This window comes from Sphingobacterium sp. B16(2022), from assembly GCF_012030425.1.
Classification (GTDB): Bacteria; Bacteroidota; Bacteroidia; order Sphingobacteriales; family Sphingobacteriaceae; genus Sphingobacterium; species Sphingobacterium anhuiense.
Window position 1 is genome coordinate 563,836 of the sequence record NZ_JAAUVN010000002.1, and the last position, 15,079, is coordinate 578,914.

Consider the following 15,079-nt stretch of genomic DNA (forward strand, 5'->3'; position numbering starts at 1 on the left):
CATTTATAAAAAAGAAGAAAATGAACTATTTAAAATTAATAGCTCTGGTATGGATGATACTGCTGAGCGCTCCTTATACTTATGCACAGTCTGTTCAAAAAATGGATATGAGCAAAGTACTCAAAGTGGGAGATACTTTTGTTTCGCCAAGCTCGGTTCAGCAGATGCGGGGTACTGGAAAAGTTATCAACTTTCATAAATTAGTCAACAAAGTCGTAATACTGGATTTCTTTGATACCTATTGCGGTACATGTATTCAGGCTATGCCTAAGTTGAAAAAGCTACAGGACAAATTGAAAGATAAGGTACAGATCATCTCTGTCAGTTGGCAAGATGGGGCTACATTAGAGAAATTCTTTGAGAAGAATGAATATCTTAAGGAAAATAAGGTCAATTTGCCTGTGATTTATTCGGACCTCTATTTAAAGGCGCGATTTCCTCACCTTACCGTTCCGCATGTTGTTTTTTTGTACAAAGGAAAAGTGCATGCCATATCAAGTCCTGATTTAATCTCTGAAGAACATATCTTGGCATTATATAATACAGGTCAGATTGATTTTCCGTTAAAGGATGATTATGGTAAAGGAAATCTTTTAGGACAAACTATTAGTGAAGTGCAAATGAAGGGAGCTGTTTCACTTTCTGGATATCAAGATGGTGTCCCGTTTGAATCCTTTAGAAGACAGCAGGATAGTGTGACAGGTTTACAAAAGACATCCTTTTATAATAGCTCCATCTACAGTGCCGTGATGTTTACGTGGGCCAAAATAAAAAAAGCAAGTTATGTACCAAGACCCGAACGCTTGCTGTTGAAGGTGAAAGACCCGAATCACTATGAGGATATCGCTAATGATGGCGATATCTGGTATGCGGAACATGCTATTTCTTATGAGCGATTAGATAAAATACAAAGAACAGATTCGGCGCAGGCGAGGCTATTACTAAATGATTTACATGCCTTTTTAGGTATTTTAACCTATAAAGATGTGAAAAATATAAAATGCTTAATCTTGAAGTCATGTCCTGTAAAACCCTATACGGGGAAATTACCCTTGGACGGGATGACTTATAATGGAAGTTCAGTCTTAGCAGTTATGTTGGATATGGGGCAACAGTTTCCACCAGTCTTGGATTTAGTTAAGAGTAAAGTAGTGCTAAAACTTGGGAAATATAACAATTTGGATGAGCTGAATGAGCAACTTGCTTCTTATGGTATTGTAGCTGAAATTGGCATGGGCGAGCAGGAGGTACTGGTGATTGAGGAAGTGGAATAGGATAAAATAAAATAGGGTATGAAACTTCATACCCTATTTTGTTTTATGTAAAAACTGAGGTTAAGGTGATTTTTACCGCCTTTTTAAATGTACATTTGGACCATTAACTTGATTTTGAAGTGAATTGAGCATTTCGTCTTTCAAATCTTCGGTGAGAATGGGCTTATTGTTAAGATCAGCATCAGCCTCTATGTAACACATTTGCTGTGTTGGAGTAAGACACGTGGGAGGTGTTGATGTTATTGGTGTATAAGATCCTGGATCTGATGGGTTTGTACCCGTATAGCTGAATAGTGCCATAACTTTAATTTTTGTTATTGTTAGTAATTGATATCAATATTTAACATATTCATATCGTTAAAGATCGAACTACCTGTGTATAACAGGTTGGCCACATAGAAGCTTCCGCACATGGGAGGCTACTATATTAAAGTGGACTTTAATAATCATACCGCCTGCGGGAAATACTGCAAATCTGTAACGGTACTTTTTGATACCGATCTGGTTGTTTTTCATAGGTGTTATTTTTTGTAATTGCTACCGTTCAATATGCTTTTTCCAAGCTGATGCCTATCCTTGCCTACTGGTTTATTTGTTGAAAACTTTAACTATGCACTGCAGCAGGACTCAGTAATCTATCGCAATCTTGATCACATTTGATCCCTTTCAGCAGTACATGGGTAATGCTGGTCTGGTTTTCAAGTGCACAGCAGATCTCAGCTTCCATATCACAGATGATGACCGGTTTTTTGTGATGGTCATTGGTCTTTATAGAATGGACTTACAGATTTCTTTTACAATGCGGCCGATGATTGCCGCATCGTGTGTAGCATATATAAAAACAGTCGTAATCATAGTTTTAAACTGTGAACTAACTAAGACTAAGGTAAAGGGAAAACGAAGGGCATCGGTAGCACATTTGCGACACTTTTTTTGTTAAGCGCTTAACAATTTAAATGCTCATTTGCGTCAGTTTTATCGTTAATAATTTGCATTTTTTATTGTAAAACGATGTTATTGTATTGTGATTTGATTATAATATCCTATTTGTAGGAAATTTATTTTATTTGCTCCTAAAGTGGCATTGCACTTGTTGCATAATGAAATTCTTCTTGATAAAAGAAAAACCATTAAAAATTGTTGCTTTTTAGGTTCAAAAAAAGGCTTTATCAGAACCATACTCTTATCTAATCCGCCAGATTTGCTATGTGTCATCGTCCTGTATAAGGGCTTTGTTGGAGAAACCCCATTGGACAGTAATATGCTCCAATTGATCACCTCTAATGCATCAGATTGTACAGTGTAATTTACGTCTTCGGCGTCATTTGATCTCTGTGTATCGGTGTGTATCTTTGATGAGAGATTAATAAACCTGGAGTGGATAAGGTGGTGGAATAAGTCAAGAGATTGTTTCCAGAAAGGTGAAGTCGTATATAAATAAAATGGGAAATATAAGGCATCATGTTGATGCTTTTATAGATCAAAAAGCCTAAACTTTAATAAGTGCCTACTCTGTTATAGGATTTTCGGCAACCTCCTTTAATTGTATAGTATGGTCCATTCTGAAACAGGAGTATGAATTGCTGTTTCCCGTGAACTCGTTGGTTATACTAAGTTCGAGAGAAATGTGATTCGGAGGTTAGCACAAGAGTGACAGTTTTACTGTCTTTGTGTAGACAAATATTTTGAAAAAATAATGTCATATAAACTGTCAAATACTTTACAGTTTGTATGTAAAATCTTTGACAGCTTCTTAATTTTTATCTTCCCATGAGTTTTTTCTTCAGGACTGTGTAACCCTGACGGGTCAGTCCGACATGCATGGCTTTGGTGCCGACCGATGCAATGGTGCAGAATAAGGGATTTTCGGCTTCAAACTTCACAATCCGATCGACGGATGGTTCGTTGAGCAGCAATATCCGATGTTGTGAGGCTTGCTCATTCTGCACAATGATCTGCTCGATATGTGCTGTTACTTCTGGAAATTCTTCCCGCAAGGTCAGCGCATCGCGGTAACTCAGCGATAGCACAATGCCGGATTCCAGCATCTGGATATGATTGGTTCGATCTTCGCCGAACAGCAGGCTTGAAGCAAATAGAATAATTTCATTTTTCTTCCAGATCTGGGTGCCATAATTGGCACCTCTGACTTTGTTGTAATGGTAACTGTGTACCATGGCCTGGGTCGAAAGCCATAGGCGGCCTTCGTGGGCAGGGCCGGGCGATTCGACATCTTGGTATTTGATGGTTTTCTGGATTGAACACATGGGGGCGACACGTTGTAAAAGCAAATCTTGTTTTTCTGTCGTCAGGTTGAGCTTGGTTTCAATGTACTGTTTAATCACTTTGTGTTTAAAATCTTGCATAATGGTTATATATTATTGTGAATCCCGGGAGGGATCCGCTATTAAATTGGTTTATTAGATCAATTAGAATCGCTATTTTTATACCTATTCCTGTTACTCTTCAATACTGTGCCTGATCCAGATCATAAAGGGCTAAAAGAATTGCAGATCGAAATGGGTATTCATAAATTGGTCGAAACCGGTTCGGATATCTGCGATCAACACTTGTCGTTGCGCTAAGGTAAGTTGAAATAATTCGGTTTGAGATGCAGCAAGTCCCGCATTGTTCAAGATTTTTTTCATCATACTTTTTTTTAAGTTTTATTGTATAAAATTCGACACTTTTATAGGACGAGTCAAGAACTTAAAATCAGTATTTTATAAAATGTACATTTTTTGTACAGTCTGAGCCCGTGAATGGAAACCATGCCATAACTTTAAAATTTACTTGGAGTGCTCAAGTAGATGATTAAGGCAGGAGTCTTCTTTCCTAAAATGCATATCTAAATGCTTGATAAAACGATCCATTTTTGAAATTTTGAAATAATCAGTTTAAGAAATAGCAAATGCCATGGGAGAGGTATGGCCCATGGCAATGCATCGGGTAGGTGGTGTTTTATAAGAGCTTATAATAAATCCGAATAATTAAATGTCCAGCTAACTGAAGGTTAAAATGCGTATCGCCTTCAGATCGGATAGGAATATCAGAGGCATCTGATTGAGTCTTTTTCGATTCGTATTCTGTTACCTTGACCGAATCACGTGACAATGTACTTGAACGTTTCTCATCAGTCTGCTTATCCAATGTGATCTGCGATTGATTGTTAATTGCAAACACCAGCTCTTGCGCAAGATTGCTCTTGAAATCTTCCGACAGGGTATTGATATAGGCGATCTGATCTTCAGAAAGATCAAACCTGGATATCAGCCAGCTACGAAGGCACATCAGGATAAGGTCCTGTTCCATCATTTGGTAGTTTATGGTAGCACTGTAAAGTGCGGCGAGCCATTCGATGACTCCTTTATTATTGAATGGATGTTTTTTCATTTGTTTAAAAATTTGTGATTTTTTTTCAATTTCCTCGTGATTATCTTAAAAAAAATAAACTGTAACAGCATGCTTTGAGACAGGTTATTGCTTTAGGTAATATGAGGCTTGATTCATTTAATTTGTTTGTTGCTTCGATCGATATACGAAGATATTAGGTATCTCTTGTTAAGAGAAGTAAATAGGTTTCAAAATCTGTGAATCAATAATCTTGTCCGTTAAATACTTTTTAAAATTGGCTCTACTGTAATTAAAGGCGGTTTTGTATCGGCGAATTGGAAAATTAATTTTGTTAAACTGGTTTTGTAAAGAAAGCGTTACAAGTAATTTGCATGAATTTAATTAACTTAGGGGTAAATATAATAATCACCTAAATATGATTGCTCTTCGGTTTTTCTTTAGATCGTGGTATGGAAACCTATGGTCGATGTTTTTACTTGCTGCCATTTCATCTTTTTTGATCACTTTTTATACCACGGAACTTTCTGTTCCTTGGAGTCTCACATTAAGAAAACATATGCTGATATTTCTTTTCAGTTTTATACTGATGGTGTTGGCTATATTTCCTACTGGCTATGTTGTATATCGACTGGATACTGATAGTTTTATGAGGCAACATGAACTGCTGCGGTATTTGATTCAATTTTTGTTATTAGTTATGCTAATGGGCGCTCTTGCACTAAGGGTGGTATATGAGCTATATTTAGCGTTATTCGGAGTAGATCTCCAAAAGGCTGAGTATTTTGAACGAGACTTTGTTGTCGTTATATTCTGCTTGATCATGGTGCAGGTATACTATTTCATCCGGAAAGAACGAAAGGTGAGCGCTTATACGTTCAAGAGAAATCAGATTATGAAAATGTGGCTGTTGCATCGTGAAGAGTCTATAGATGAGATCGGTAGTGGTAAAGTTGTACTTTTACAAGAATTGAAAGAATCACGTGCGCAACAGGAGAGTTTAAGAATGCTCCACGAGACACAACTTGATGAATTATCTGTGGAACGGGATAAACTGATTAAATTTTATGAGGATGATCTACAGGAATTACGCGCAAGGAAACAACACCTTAGAAGCAGCCATGAATTGTTGAGTATGGACGAAATGCGGTTGAAAATATGTCTTAAAGAACTTAGCGACGAGGTTTTGGTAATAATAGGAGCAGAAAATGAATATGTTCGAATACCGCAGATAGCTTATTTCCATCTAAAAGAAGGGTCTTCCCGTTTTAAGCTTGTCGATGTATTGTTATTGGACGGGCGCGAAGGTAAAGTAGATTTGGAGTCACTTGCTAAAATAGAAAAATTATGGCCAAATTTACTGTTCCGGGCAGGAAGGGGATTGTTAATTATGCATTTGGCCATCAGAACTTTATTGAAAGAGGGAGATATGTATTTTATAGTTTTTTACGGAGCGACGCAAGAAAAATATAAAGTACAGACCGATGTGTATAAGAAACTGTTAAAAACACGTGCGGAATGGACTAAATTAATACCTGAACGACAATAAAACTAACTATCGGAGATGAGAACCTACCCCGATAGTTAAGTTCTCAAAGTTATAATCGTTCCACTACTTCCGTCAGTGGTAAACCGTAATAAGCTGCAAACTCACCAACCGTAAGATGCTGATGTTTTGCCTTGCTGTATGCATCTTTGGCCTGCTGATATTTTCGTTGGGCCTGGCGTGGACTGAGGTCTAGGATATTGGCTACGTCTTTTGCGCTGATGCACAGACGGTGTTTTTTTGACATGATAAACTGATCTGGGGATTGCCGGTGGACATAGCAGTGGCATGTGCCGGACAATCTGGGGTGATTACCTGATTCTCCTGTCAGCTAGATACCTCTCTGTCCCTCATACTGTTGGTTGCAGTGAGAAGGACAGCCCTTTCATAAGAAAATTACTAATTTACTTTTAACCGATACTCTTGTTGTTTTGTTTTAATTATTTGTTTTACAAGTTTTTAATGCTGTTCTGATGTATTATTTCAGGTTTCTACATTCCTATTTTGTTGTATTTTATACCTGCATCATCCCACCACTGGAGTGTGTGTTATTTTCCACACTTGGGTATACTGTTTCTGATGGATTACCTACTGTCTTATAGTAACTGTTTAGTAGCTCTTTAGTAGCTCTCCAGTACCTTTTTAGTAGAGGGGTAGTACCTTTCTCGTGCATTACCAGTACACTCCCCGTACCTTTTCTTGCATTTAATGATGGACAGATTGTGCCATATACTGCCATTTGCTGTTATGATGGTCGTATTAAGCCATTTTGGACCGTGATTGTTTTTGCCTGCTCCATATTTGTATTGCTATCAAAACAATAATATCATGGCAAAACAAGAAAGTTTAATCAAGTTTAGAGGTAAGGTCGGGGACCTTTCTTTTAGCAAACATCGCAGTCGAGGATACGAAGTTCGTATGAAAGGCGGTGTGGACAAGGCACGGATCCAGACGGATCCCAATTTTCAGCGAACGCGCGAAAATATGGCTGAATTTGGTAATGCAGCAAAAATGGCAAAACTCCTGCGTGTACAGTTAAATAATCTGCTACGCACATTTGGGGACAGTAGCTTACGAAACAGAATGACGTCTTTGGTACATCGCATTCAAAAAGCTGATGTTATCAATGGTAGGGGTGAACGCACGTTTTTGGAGGAGAACAGTCAGTTGCTTAAGGGGTTTGAATTTAATCAGGCCAGTAGCCTTAAAATGTTGATCGGAGTAAATTTGGACGCTTATTTTGACAGACTTGATGGGCAAGCTAACCTCACTGTTCCTGCCTTCAATCCCCAGATTGATGTGATGCTGTTGCCGGGAGCGACACATATGCAGTTTACACTGGCTGTTGCCGAGTTGAGCACGGATGATATTCCGCCCCGTCCAGAAGTTGTGAAATCGGCCTACATCCCGTTAATAGGGCAATATCCTGGCGATTTGTTAGAGGCTCCTTTGACTGTGGACGACACTAAAGTGGTGTACGTGATCGTGGGAATTTCCATGTACCAAGAGGTCAATAATGAGTTCTATCCATTAAAAAACAATCCATACAACGCAATGACAATTGTGGCGGTGGATATTCCTTAATGAAAAGTGATGAAAAACAGACAGATCCTGAAGCTTCAACGGAAATATGGAGCTCAAGGAACGAATGGAACGATCACCTTTAATGGAGAACATCTTTGCTATACGATCGAACTGCCAGACCGCAATAATATCCCTCGGATAAGTTGTATTCCGATAGGACAATATAAGCTGGAAAAGAAGCGGTATCCGAAACATGGCGAGCAGATCGGTATTCCACATGTCCTTGGCCGTGAAGCGATATTGATTCATGCCGCCAACGATGCACAGCGGGAGTTATTGGGTTGTATCGCACCCGTCACGACCTTAACGGGAGAAGGAACGGGTACCGCAAGCGGAAAGGCTTTGGCAAAACTGAAGGCACTTGTTTACAGCCTTTGGGATATGGGTGATGAAGTGTATCTGAATATTCACTAAAGAACGGAAGGCCTGGGAAAAATAATTACTTCTTATTAATTTTTCTAGGCTTTCCGTTTACAGCATTTAATTCTTATAATGATGAAAAACATTATTCAAAAAATAAGCCAGGCATTACAGGTAGTGCTTTTGGCGCCAATTAAGTTGCCAGGAAAGGCACTAAATATTATTAAATACATTGCTTTGGGACTTGGTGTGGTAGAGACAGTTCTAGATGATAAAGTGAAAAAAGGAGAGGAGGAAGGACCGCCACCACCAAAAGAGCTTCTGTCAAATAAAGAAAAGGAGGTGCAAGATGAAATTGAATGATATTCGTATCGGTACGATAGGTGGTACACTATGTTCGATATGGGTTTCATTTTCTTTCGGAGATGTGATACAGACCGTGTTGATGGCTGCATTGGGAACAGTAGTCAGTTACGCAACTAGTAGAATATTAAGGAAAATTTCAAATCGGAGGTAATTATTACCATCTAAAATTAAAAAATCCTCTCAATCGCGTTGAGAGGATTTTTTAATTTATTTATTTTTTCACAAAATTAAATGTGAAGTATACTTTAGTAAGTACTTTAAACATATTAAGGAAAGCCATCTTAAAATGTGGCAGTTAATTGTTTTATCAATAGAATCAATTAGTTATGACCTACACTTAAAAAACTAAACGCAGTGTCTCACGAATACCATCAAAATATACCGTAATGAATAAAAGTATTGATACCTTGGCAACTACGAAAATTGAAGAATTAGTTGCTGGATATAAGGTTTCATTACGGGAAAGCATGTGAGGTATCACTACTAATATTACATATTATAAATATTTACTCAATTTTATCAATTACAATTGATAAAGTCTTTTTGTCCCATTTGCTAATTCTCTCTTTATCAGCAGAAGTCACATATTTATTGTTTGGGAAATATATGAAAAAATGATCAAACGAACTAACTGATTTGAAATTTCCTGTGAAATCACTCTTATCATAAATGGTCACATTATACTTATTGGAAGTAATAGCAAAACCTCCAATATTACTTTTGAATTCGCCCAAAGCCATGTAGACTAAGCCAACGTTTTTCAGATCCTCAGCCGTATATTTACCAGGTGATAAAAATACTTCTTTTGTAGGCACAAAGTATTTATTTACGCGATCAATTTTATAAACTATAATTCCGGCCTCTTTTTCCTTTCTTTTGTCAGAAAAAGAGGTAGCTCCAAATTTATTAATAAATCGAATGATGGAAGGTTTGTTAAGATTACTCTGCATTTTGTCCTCTATATTTTTCACATAATCCTTTGCTGTATAACTAAGGACATCAAACATATATGTCGCGGCACCAGAACCTTTAAATAGTCCAATTTTACTCATATCTTGTTCCCATTCTGTCCGTAAAAATTCCAAATGCTTAACATTGCCGAGTAAAGCATTATCTAATAATTCTAATTGATCTATCAAAGTACCACCGTACACTGTTTTAAAAGATTTAAATGCATTACTTTCTTTATTAAAAAGTTCATCCACTTTTTCGTTTGATTGTTGATTAATGCAAATTAGCTTAAAACATTCTGAAATAAATCGCAAATTATAGATATGATATGCAAATGCATCTCTATCATAAAGATCAACACCGACACCATCAAATCTAGTCTGATTTTGTAAATATGTTTCTATCATTTTGATGTTAGCATTTATCTTAATCTGATCATTCATAATTAAATTGGTATGTAAATCAAGTGCATACTTAATTATGTCCCAATTATTGTTTCTTATTTTTTCTTTATTGTGAAATGCAGCTTTTTTGATAAGCCAGTTATCAATCTTTGTTTGTGAATCGATATCAATATATGGCCTGATTATGGAGTAAGCAGTTAACATATCAAAATCTTTGCCGTGACTAGGTGTATTAGTCATAAATATATATTCATCACTTTTAACAAAAGATCCTGATAATCTTAGTAACTTATTTTTTACATCAGTTAAATATAAATTTGCTTCAACATCTTTTTGAAAAAGAAAAAACCGTAGCGATTCTATCAGTAAATCTTTAAAAATAAGAGTTCGATCAGTAGGCCAAGTCTGATTAGCTAAGCTTAGTTTACTTGTTTCATAAATATTATCAAATACGTATTTTCTGGTGTGGTCAGTTTTTTGTATTTGGTCAATCAACTCAACAAACCCCTTGCGGCTTAATGCAGAGTTATGACTATATTGACTTGTATCTGATAGTCCACTCATTGTACTACTTGTATCCAAAATGTTAGAATTACTCAATGAGCTGATAGCTATATTATTATTAAGCATATCTTTACTGCAACTAATGTGTAGAACAGAAAAGAAATATAACCCTAATTTTATTACTTTTTTTAAAATTAATTTTTTCATAATTGATCTTTTAATGGTTAATAATCTTATAACATATTTATTAATGAAGTATTGTAATCCTTTTTTTTCCGTGAAAAAAATCTCCGTAAAATTATATTATAAACTCTTTATAAAGAGAGTCGCTTAGTAAAATTGAATTTCAGTATTATATTAAATAATATAGTCGTAAAATCGGGTCAAAATCGGGGTAATTTCTGTTCATTTTTGGTGAAATTACATTATGTAAAATGGGAAGGCTTAAAGAAAATGATTTAATCTAGAGTGTTTATTAAATATTTTAAGAAGGCGGATTTCGATCGAGTACGTCGAAAAACTGATATGTACCTAACTCTTGTTCCGATTTAATGTAATATTAGCAATATTTCAGTATAATAAACTAGCGTTAGTTTGATGATAAATACTTTATCTTAACATGCTTTATCGATCCAGTTTTAAAATCTTTTAAAACATAATTTATATTGTTTTCAGGAATATCTGAATCTTTAGTCATGTCATCTAAAGCCTCACAAAAGGAGGTGTTTGCAAAATTTTTGTTTCCAATTTCCAGTATTTCGTCACCTACATTTACTATCTTTTCAAGATTTTTACTGTAAACCACACCAATTATAAATTTGTTGTTATGAAAAATATGCCCAACTTCTCTTATTTTTCCTATATTTTTTAATTCTATATTCTCATAAGGTTCGAAAAAAAAACGTCTCTGCTTGTAATCCAAAGTAATTTTCCCATACTTAAGTATTTTGGTTCCCAGTAAAGATTCTGATCCTGAAGAAGTTATTGTATTGACATTAGAAAATACTTGATCATTGATAAAGAGCTTAGGAATTTTCAAAGCAAATACTTTTTGCTCCTGTCCCTTCCCATGTAATCCTAGTGAAGTAAAACCATCTGTCTGCGCTAGAGTTTTTATAAGATTCGAATCACCTTTCAAAGAGTTATAAGTTTCTAACGACATGTCGTAAAAACCATTTGCACCTGTATCAAATAATACCCGATCAAGTACCTTCACATTATTTTTATCAAAATTCAAGTTTATATATGGAGTGCTATGTACGTCGGACAACTCCATCTTTAAATATGATTTTTTATCTAGTGGAGAGTTCTCAATGCTATTTTTGATTGTTATAGTCTTACTCTTTTGATCAATTTGAACAATAGAATTTCTCAGGATGTTGCTACCTATTATACCTTCAATACCCCAACATTTGAAAAGATCATTGTCGTCCCTGATAACAATAGCGCTAGAATTCAAAAAAGTTATATTTCCGATATTTAGTTGTGGAAGGAGAGTTATGACTGATTCTTCTTTTTGACCATTGGCATCGTTAACATTCACCCCCTGTATCTTTTTAAGTTGAAGTTTTGTGTAAATTTTATTACTTACAATTAGAGGAGCTCCTGTGTCAAAAAGAAATTTGTAGCTTTCTCCGTTAATAGTTATGTAAACAAACATTTTTCCAGAAAGCTGCTCATATGGAAGGCTCTGATCGTATATCTTTTCCTTTATCGTTCCTTGGTTCATAGTAAACGCTTCTTGAGAAAAAGATTTAAAAGACCAAAATAAAAGAATAACAGCAACAATAAAAATTTTTAAGTATTCAATTTTTGAAGTGAGCTGTCTCCTTATTTGTATTTTATACGTACTCATTATTATTTGCATTTAGAAAACTACGTTTAGTTTGATCCCATCATTTTGTTAATTATCTAGTTTTGTAATCTTAAAGATTAGACTAATTGAGCATTAGTCTAATCTTTGAAAATACTAAGGTTTTTTAACACATTTGATAGTCATGCCGCGATCTTTGGGATAATCAGTAACTCTATTACCAGCGCCCGTTCCTCCTCTCTCATCGACTTCTAAAGTAACACCTCTAGTTGAGCTGTAGCTATCTGACGCCCAGTACATACCGTCATTTTTATTAGATACATCACAATCATTATCCGTGATCCAACCGGCCTCATGGAAATATACTCTTTCCCCTGTGTTATTAGATCCTGTAAAATATACTGCTCCATTTTCGGGACTATTTGGTATTGCTACATTCAAATTCCTAAAATCCGCTGTAGTTGGAGTCCTCCATGTATTTTTAGGTAGTACCTCCTTGCATGGATCACCGAAAGTCACAGTTTCATCATTGGTCATGCTTCTGGGGTATAATGAATTCCAGTTCCAATAATAATTACATTCGTGAGTCGTTCCCACTAAGTACGGCTCCGAAATTTTATACTGATTAATGTTATCGGTAGGGTCATAGTAGAGAATTCCATATGCCCATTCAGTATCCCCTATAACAGTACCTTTGTATTTTAACGTAACTAATCCTCTTTTTAAACTTTCTGAACTTGCCGAAAAACCTTGGATTACGGCCAGGCGAGGATTTGATGATTTAATTAAATCAATTCTATTGCCTGATTTATTTATAGCGATTTCTGTAAAAGAAACCTGGATATTAGTAATCGGACTTGTTGTATATAGTTCATTTGTCGATATTTTTGTAGAAGGAGATGCTTCATCCTTAAATGTAATAGCGCTATTGCTTTCTGAAGTCGTAAGCACTTGAGTAGCGAGCGATCCTGTTTTCAAACCAAAACCTTGGGTGGTCAACGGTAATTTGACGAAATTTGCTTTAAGACTGTTAAAACTATTTGCAAATATAGGAGATGCATCGACTTTAAGCTCAATTTTTGAAATCTTATGCTCAAATTGAACGTCGATTATGCTTCCAGATAAAGAATTGGTTGTGATTTTGCCTTCGTCGTAAAGAAAAGGAGCATCTGTTCGTGTCTCAATTACTGGATTACTTAGATCTTTAGGCATTGGGATAGTTTTATCGTCATTATATGAATAAGCATACCAACGGTAGGTGACATTAGATTTAAGATCAAGAGTATATTTAGAGCTAGCAACGGTGATCTCTGCAGATTCACGATAAATTTCAGAACCATCCTTTACTTCGTAAAATAAAACTCTATATTTTTTTCCAAAACCCATTGCTGTAACATTATTCGTAGAGACAGCAGATCTTTTGTTAGACATACTATTATTTTTAATAGTAGAATTTACATCGGGAGATGTAGACCACGAAAAATCACTAAAATTTTCTTCATTAAGTAATGTCTTATTTGATACCCCGCTCGTTTCTCCTTTTAGTGCCTTCGTAGACTGCATATTTCCTATATCGGACACTAAAACGACTGGTGCTTTAATCTGGCTTACACTAATTGAAACATTGCTTGATTGGCTAATATCCTTTTCTTCCGTTCTCTCACAGCTGTTAAATAAGGCCGTAGTAAAAAGCACAGATATTAAACATAGTAAATAGATTAATTTCTTATTATGTGTTATTGATTTCATTTTTTTATTATTAAAATTCAAAGTCGTAATTTTTTTCTTCAGATGATTGATCCATGATTTCGGGTCCGATAGATGCCGGGGCAGCTGATCCGGCTGCAATCCCTTGCTCCATCTCGATCATTACCATTTTAATTTGTGGTTGTATGTATTTGCCTTTCACTTTTGTAGCTTGAAAGTCCAGTTTGTTATTCTCATTTTCCTTTGTCATTTTGTTCTTGTTTTTGATTTAAAACTAATATTATCCTTAGCGTGATATTTTTGATTTGATAATAATCTTGAAACTCGATTTGATATTGTTTTCAGATATTATTTTTTAAAAATATAATAGGTAAAAAAATGCTTTATATAATTACCTATCGTAATTTTATCCGATTACCTCTTGGGGAATAGGCCTTGTACTGCTTTTCGCATAAACAAGTACGCTTATTTCATAACTGCTACATCATATATTGGAATAGTCTAATTAATAAATAACATTAAATTGAATGATTAAGTGCATGAATAATCCGGATTATTCGCCAGCAAATATCTATCATTTAATCAGAAGAGTAGGGTGTAATTTTTAGCTATTTAGGTTGTTAATATTGTCAAAGATAGATATTTACAACATTTTCTAGTTAGGATTTATAGCAGTATTTCAAATATAATTATCACACAGTGAAAATATATTTTTCATGTGAATCTAGCACAACGAGGTCACTATATTTATCACTACACGAATGTGTGTGGACTATGAAACTTTGGTATATAATATAGGCAAATCTCATTTTGAGTGCGATTTTGCTACTGTATCACAATAGAATCAAGATAGAGGGAAATCATAAAATTTACACTGTTGATATATGGGTAGGGGATAAAGTGAATAAATTGGTTTGATGTTTTTTTATACCTTTTTTGATAAAATTATACCCCTGATGTCTAGAGGATTAAAAGGAAATTTGAAAACAAATCTTCTTGGAAATCAAATGGCTGGATTATCGAAAAGATCATGACAATTATGTAACTTAACAGTTTAGTAATTGACCTTGAATAAATGCGAGCTTATATCGTGTTAGCGTTAAAGCAGGTAAGGATTGATGAATTATGACAGATAATGAATATTATCTAAGTGACATTTTGCAAAAAAAAGTTCGGTGATTTTGATTTGTCTTTATTTTTTACTGCATAAGTACAAACT

16 protein-coding genes are annotated in these 15,079 nt (G+C 35.2%); 6 read left to right on the top strand and 10 right to left on the bottom strand.

The features are described from left to right. Nucleotides 1-20: 20 nt before the first annotated feature. Nucleotides 21-1,274 (top strand): TlpA family protein disulfide reductase, encoded by a 1,254-nt coding sequence (locus HCX49_RS12650; protein ID WP_168127274.1) that lies wholly within the window; start codon nucleotides 21-23, stop codon nucleotides 1,272-1,274. 72 nt (nucleotides 1,275-1,346) lie between these two features. Here HCX49_RS12650 and HCX49_RS12655 read toward each other — a convergent pair whose 3' ends face one another. The 4 genes from HCX49_RS12655 to HCX49_RS12670 form a co-directional block, all read right to left on the bottom strand. Beyond that, entirely contained in the window at nucleotides 1,347-1,574 is a 228-nt protein-coding gene (locus tag HCX49_RS12655) for a hypothetical protein (protein WP_168127275.1), read from the bottom strand. A 1,460-nt stretch (nucleotides 1,575-3,034) separates the two neighbouring features. After that, entirely contained in the window at nucleotides 3,035-3,640 is a 606-nt protein-coding gene (locus HCX49_RS12660; protein ID WP_168127276.1) for a hypothetical protein, read from the bottom strand. 132 nt (nucleotides 3,641-3,772) lie between these two features. Next, the gene (locus tag HCX49_RS12665; protein ID WP_168127277.1) at nucleotides 3,773-3,925 is read right to left on the bottom strand and encodes a hypothetical protein; all 153 of its coding nucleotides are present in this window, start codon (nucleotides 3,923-3,925) and stop codon (nucleotides 3,773-3,775) included. 310 nt (nucleotides 3,926-4,235) lie between these two features. Continuing rightward, on the bottom strand, nucleotides 4,236-4,667 hold the full coding sequence (locus tag HCX49_RS12670) for a hypothetical protein (protein WP_168127278.1): 432 nt from the start codon (nucleotides 4,665-4,667) through the stop codon (nucleotides 4,236-4,238). A 427-nt stretch (nucleotides 4,668-5,094) separates the two neighbouring features. Between HCX49_RS12670 and HCX49_RS12675 the strand changes: the two genes are divergently transcribed. Next, on the top strand, nucleotides 5,095-6,174 hold the full coding sequence (locus tag HCX49_RS12675) for a hypothetical protein (protein ID WP_206368446.1): 1,080 nt from the start codon (nucleotides 5,095-5,097) through the stop codon (nucleotides 6,172-6,174). Between the two features lie 49 nt (nucleotides 6,175-6,223). Here HCX49_RS12675 and HCX49_RS12680 read toward each other — a convergent pair whose 3' ends face one another. Together HCX49_RS12680 and HCX49_RS12685 are read right to left on the bottom strand one after the other, a co-directional pair. Then, nucleotides 6,224-6,418 carry a hypothetical protein gene (locus HCX49_RS12680; protein ID WP_021191273.1) on the bottom strand — a complete coding sequence of 65 codons (195 nt, stop codon included), beginning with the start codon at nucleotides 6,416-6,418 and terminating at the stop codon, nucleotides 6,224-6,226. 267 nt (nucleotides 6,419-6,685) lie between these two features. Then, complete coding sequence (locus HCX49_RS12685; protein WP_168127280.1) at nucleotides 6,686-6,910, bottom strand: hypothetical protein; 225 nt, start codon at nucleotides 6,908-6,910, stop codon at nucleotides 6,686-6,688. Between the two features lie 47 nt (nucleotides 6,911-6,957). On the opposite strand from HCX49_RS12685, the gene HCX49_RS12690 reads away from it, so the two are divergent. From HCX49_RS12690 to HCX49_RS12705, 4 genes are all read left to right on the top strand, one after another. Next, complete coding sequence (locus HCX49_RS12690; RefSeq protein WP_168127281.1) at nucleotides 6,958-7,755, top strand: hypothetical protein; 798 nt, start codon at nucleotides 6,958-6,960, stop codon at nucleotides 7,753-7,755. Nucleotides 7,756-7,764: 9 nt separating this feature from the next. Continuing rightward, a complete protein-coding gene (locus HCX49_RS12695) occupies nucleotides 7,765-8,169 on the top strand; it encodes a DUF5675 family protein (RefSeq protein ID WP_168127282.1) in 405 nt (134 codons plus the stop codon). Nucleotides 8,170-8,247: 78 nt separating this feature from the next. Next, complete coding sequence (locus HCX49_RS12700; protein WP_168127283.1) at nucleotides 8,248-8,478, top strand: hypothetical protein; 231 nt, start codon at nucleotides 8,248-8,250, stop codon at nucleotides 8,476-8,478. Further along, the gene (locus HCX49_RS12705) at nucleotides 8,465-8,632 is read left to right on the top strand and encodes a hypothetical protein (RefSeq protein ID WP_168127284.1); all 168 of its coding nucleotides are present in this window, start codon (nucleotides 8,465-8,467) and stop codon (nucleotides 8,630-8,632) included. Before HCX49_RS12700 ends, HCX49_RS12705 begins: the two co-directional genes overlap by 14 nt. 355 nt (nucleotides 8,633-8,987) lie before the next feature. Here the strand turns inward: HCX49_RS12705 and HCX49_RS12710 are convergent, their stop codons facing one another. The 4 genes from HCX49_RS12710 to HCX49_RS12725 form a co-directional block, all read right to left on the bottom strand. Then, entirely contained in the window at nucleotides 8,988-10,547 is a 1,560-nt protein-coding gene (locus HCX49_RS12710) for an alginate lyase family protein (RefSeq protein ID WP_168127285.1), read from the bottom strand. A 382-nt stretch (nucleotides 10,548-10,929) separates the two neighbouring features. Continuing rightward, nucleotides 10,930-12,195 (bottom strand): retropepsin-like aspartic protease, encoded by a 1,266-nt coding sequence (locus tag HCX49_RS12715; RefSeq protein WP_168127286.1) that lies wholly within the window; start codon nucleotides 12,193-12,195, stop codon nucleotides 10,930-10,932. Nucleotides 12,196-12,309: 114 nt separating this feature from the next. Beyond that, nucleotides 12,310-13,902, bottom strand: coding sequence for a hypothetical protein (locus tag HCX49_RS12720; protein WP_168127287.1), 1,593 nt, complete (start codon nucleotides 13,900-13,902; stop codon nucleotides 12,310-12,312). Between the two features lie 10 nt (nucleotides 13,903-13,912). Then, nucleotides 13,913-14,110 (bottom strand): hypothetical protein, encoded by a 198-nt coding sequence (locus tag HCX49_RS12725; RefSeq protein WP_168127288.1) that lies wholly within the window; start codon nucleotides 14,108-14,110, stop codon nucleotides 13,913-13,915. Nucleotides 14,111-15,079 lie beyond the last annotated feature (969 nt).

Bases quoted from the DNA above. Each gene is read 5' to 3' on its own strand.
- HCX49_RS12650 (WP_168127274.1), top strand. From the start codon at position 21: ATGAACTATTTAAAATTAATAGCTCTGGTATGGATGATACTGCTGAGC.
- HCX49_RS12655 (WP_168127275.1), bottom strand. From the start codon at position 1,574: ATGGCACTATTCAGCTATACGGGTACAAACCCATCAGATCCAGGATCT.
- HCX49_RS12660 (WP_168127276.1), bottom strand. From the start codon at position 3,640: ATGCAAGATTTTAAACACAAAGTGATTAAACAGTACATTGAAACCAAG.
- HCX49_RS12665 (WP_168127277.1), bottom strand. From the start codon at position 3,925: ATGATGAAAAAAATCTTGAACAATGCGGGACTTGCTGCATCTCAAACC.
- HCX49_RS12670 (WP_168127278.1), bottom strand. From the start codon at position 4,667: ATGAAAAAACATCCATTCAATAATAAAGGAGTCATCGAATGGCTCGCC.
- HCX49_RS12675 (WP_206368446.1), top strand. From the start codon at position 5,095: ATGTTTTTACTTGCTGCCATTTCATCTTTTTTGATCACTTTTTATACC.
- HCX49_RS12680 (WP_021191273.1), bottom strand. From the start codon at position 6,418: ATGTCAAAAAAACACCGTCTGTGCATCAGCGCAAAAGACGTAGCCAAT.
- HCX49_RS12685 (WP_168127280.1), bottom strand. From the start codon at position 6,910: ATGGCAGTATATGGCACAATCTGTCCATCATTAAATGCAAGAAAAGGT.
- HCX49_RS12695 (WP_168127282.1), top strand. From the start codon at position 7,765: ATGAAAAACAGACAGATCCTGAAGCTTCAACGGAAATATGGAGCTCAA.
- HCX49_RS12700 (WP_168127283.1), top strand. From the start codon at position 8,248: ATGATGAAAAACATTATTCAAAAAATAAGCCAGGCATTACAGGTAGTG.
- HCX49_RS12705 (WP_168127284.1), top strand. From the start codon at position 8,465: ATGAAATTGAATGATATTCGTATCGGTACGATAGGTGGTACACTATGT.
- HCX49_RS12710 (WP_168127285.1), bottom strand. From the start codon at position 10,547: ATGAAAAAATTAATTTTAAAAAAAGTAATAAAATTAGGGTTATATTTC.
- HCX49_RS12715 (WP_168127286.1), bottom strand. From the start codon at position 12,195: ATGAGTACGTATAAAATACAAATAAGGAGACAGCTCACTTCAAAAATT.
- HCX49_RS12720 (WP_168127287.1), bottom strand. From the start codon at position 13,902: ATGAAATCAATAACACATAATAAGAAATTAATCTATTTACTATGTTTA.
- HCX49_RS12725 (WP_168127288.1), bottom strand. From the start codon at position 14,110: ATGACAAAGGAAAATGAGAATAACAAACTGGACTTTCAAGCTACAAAA.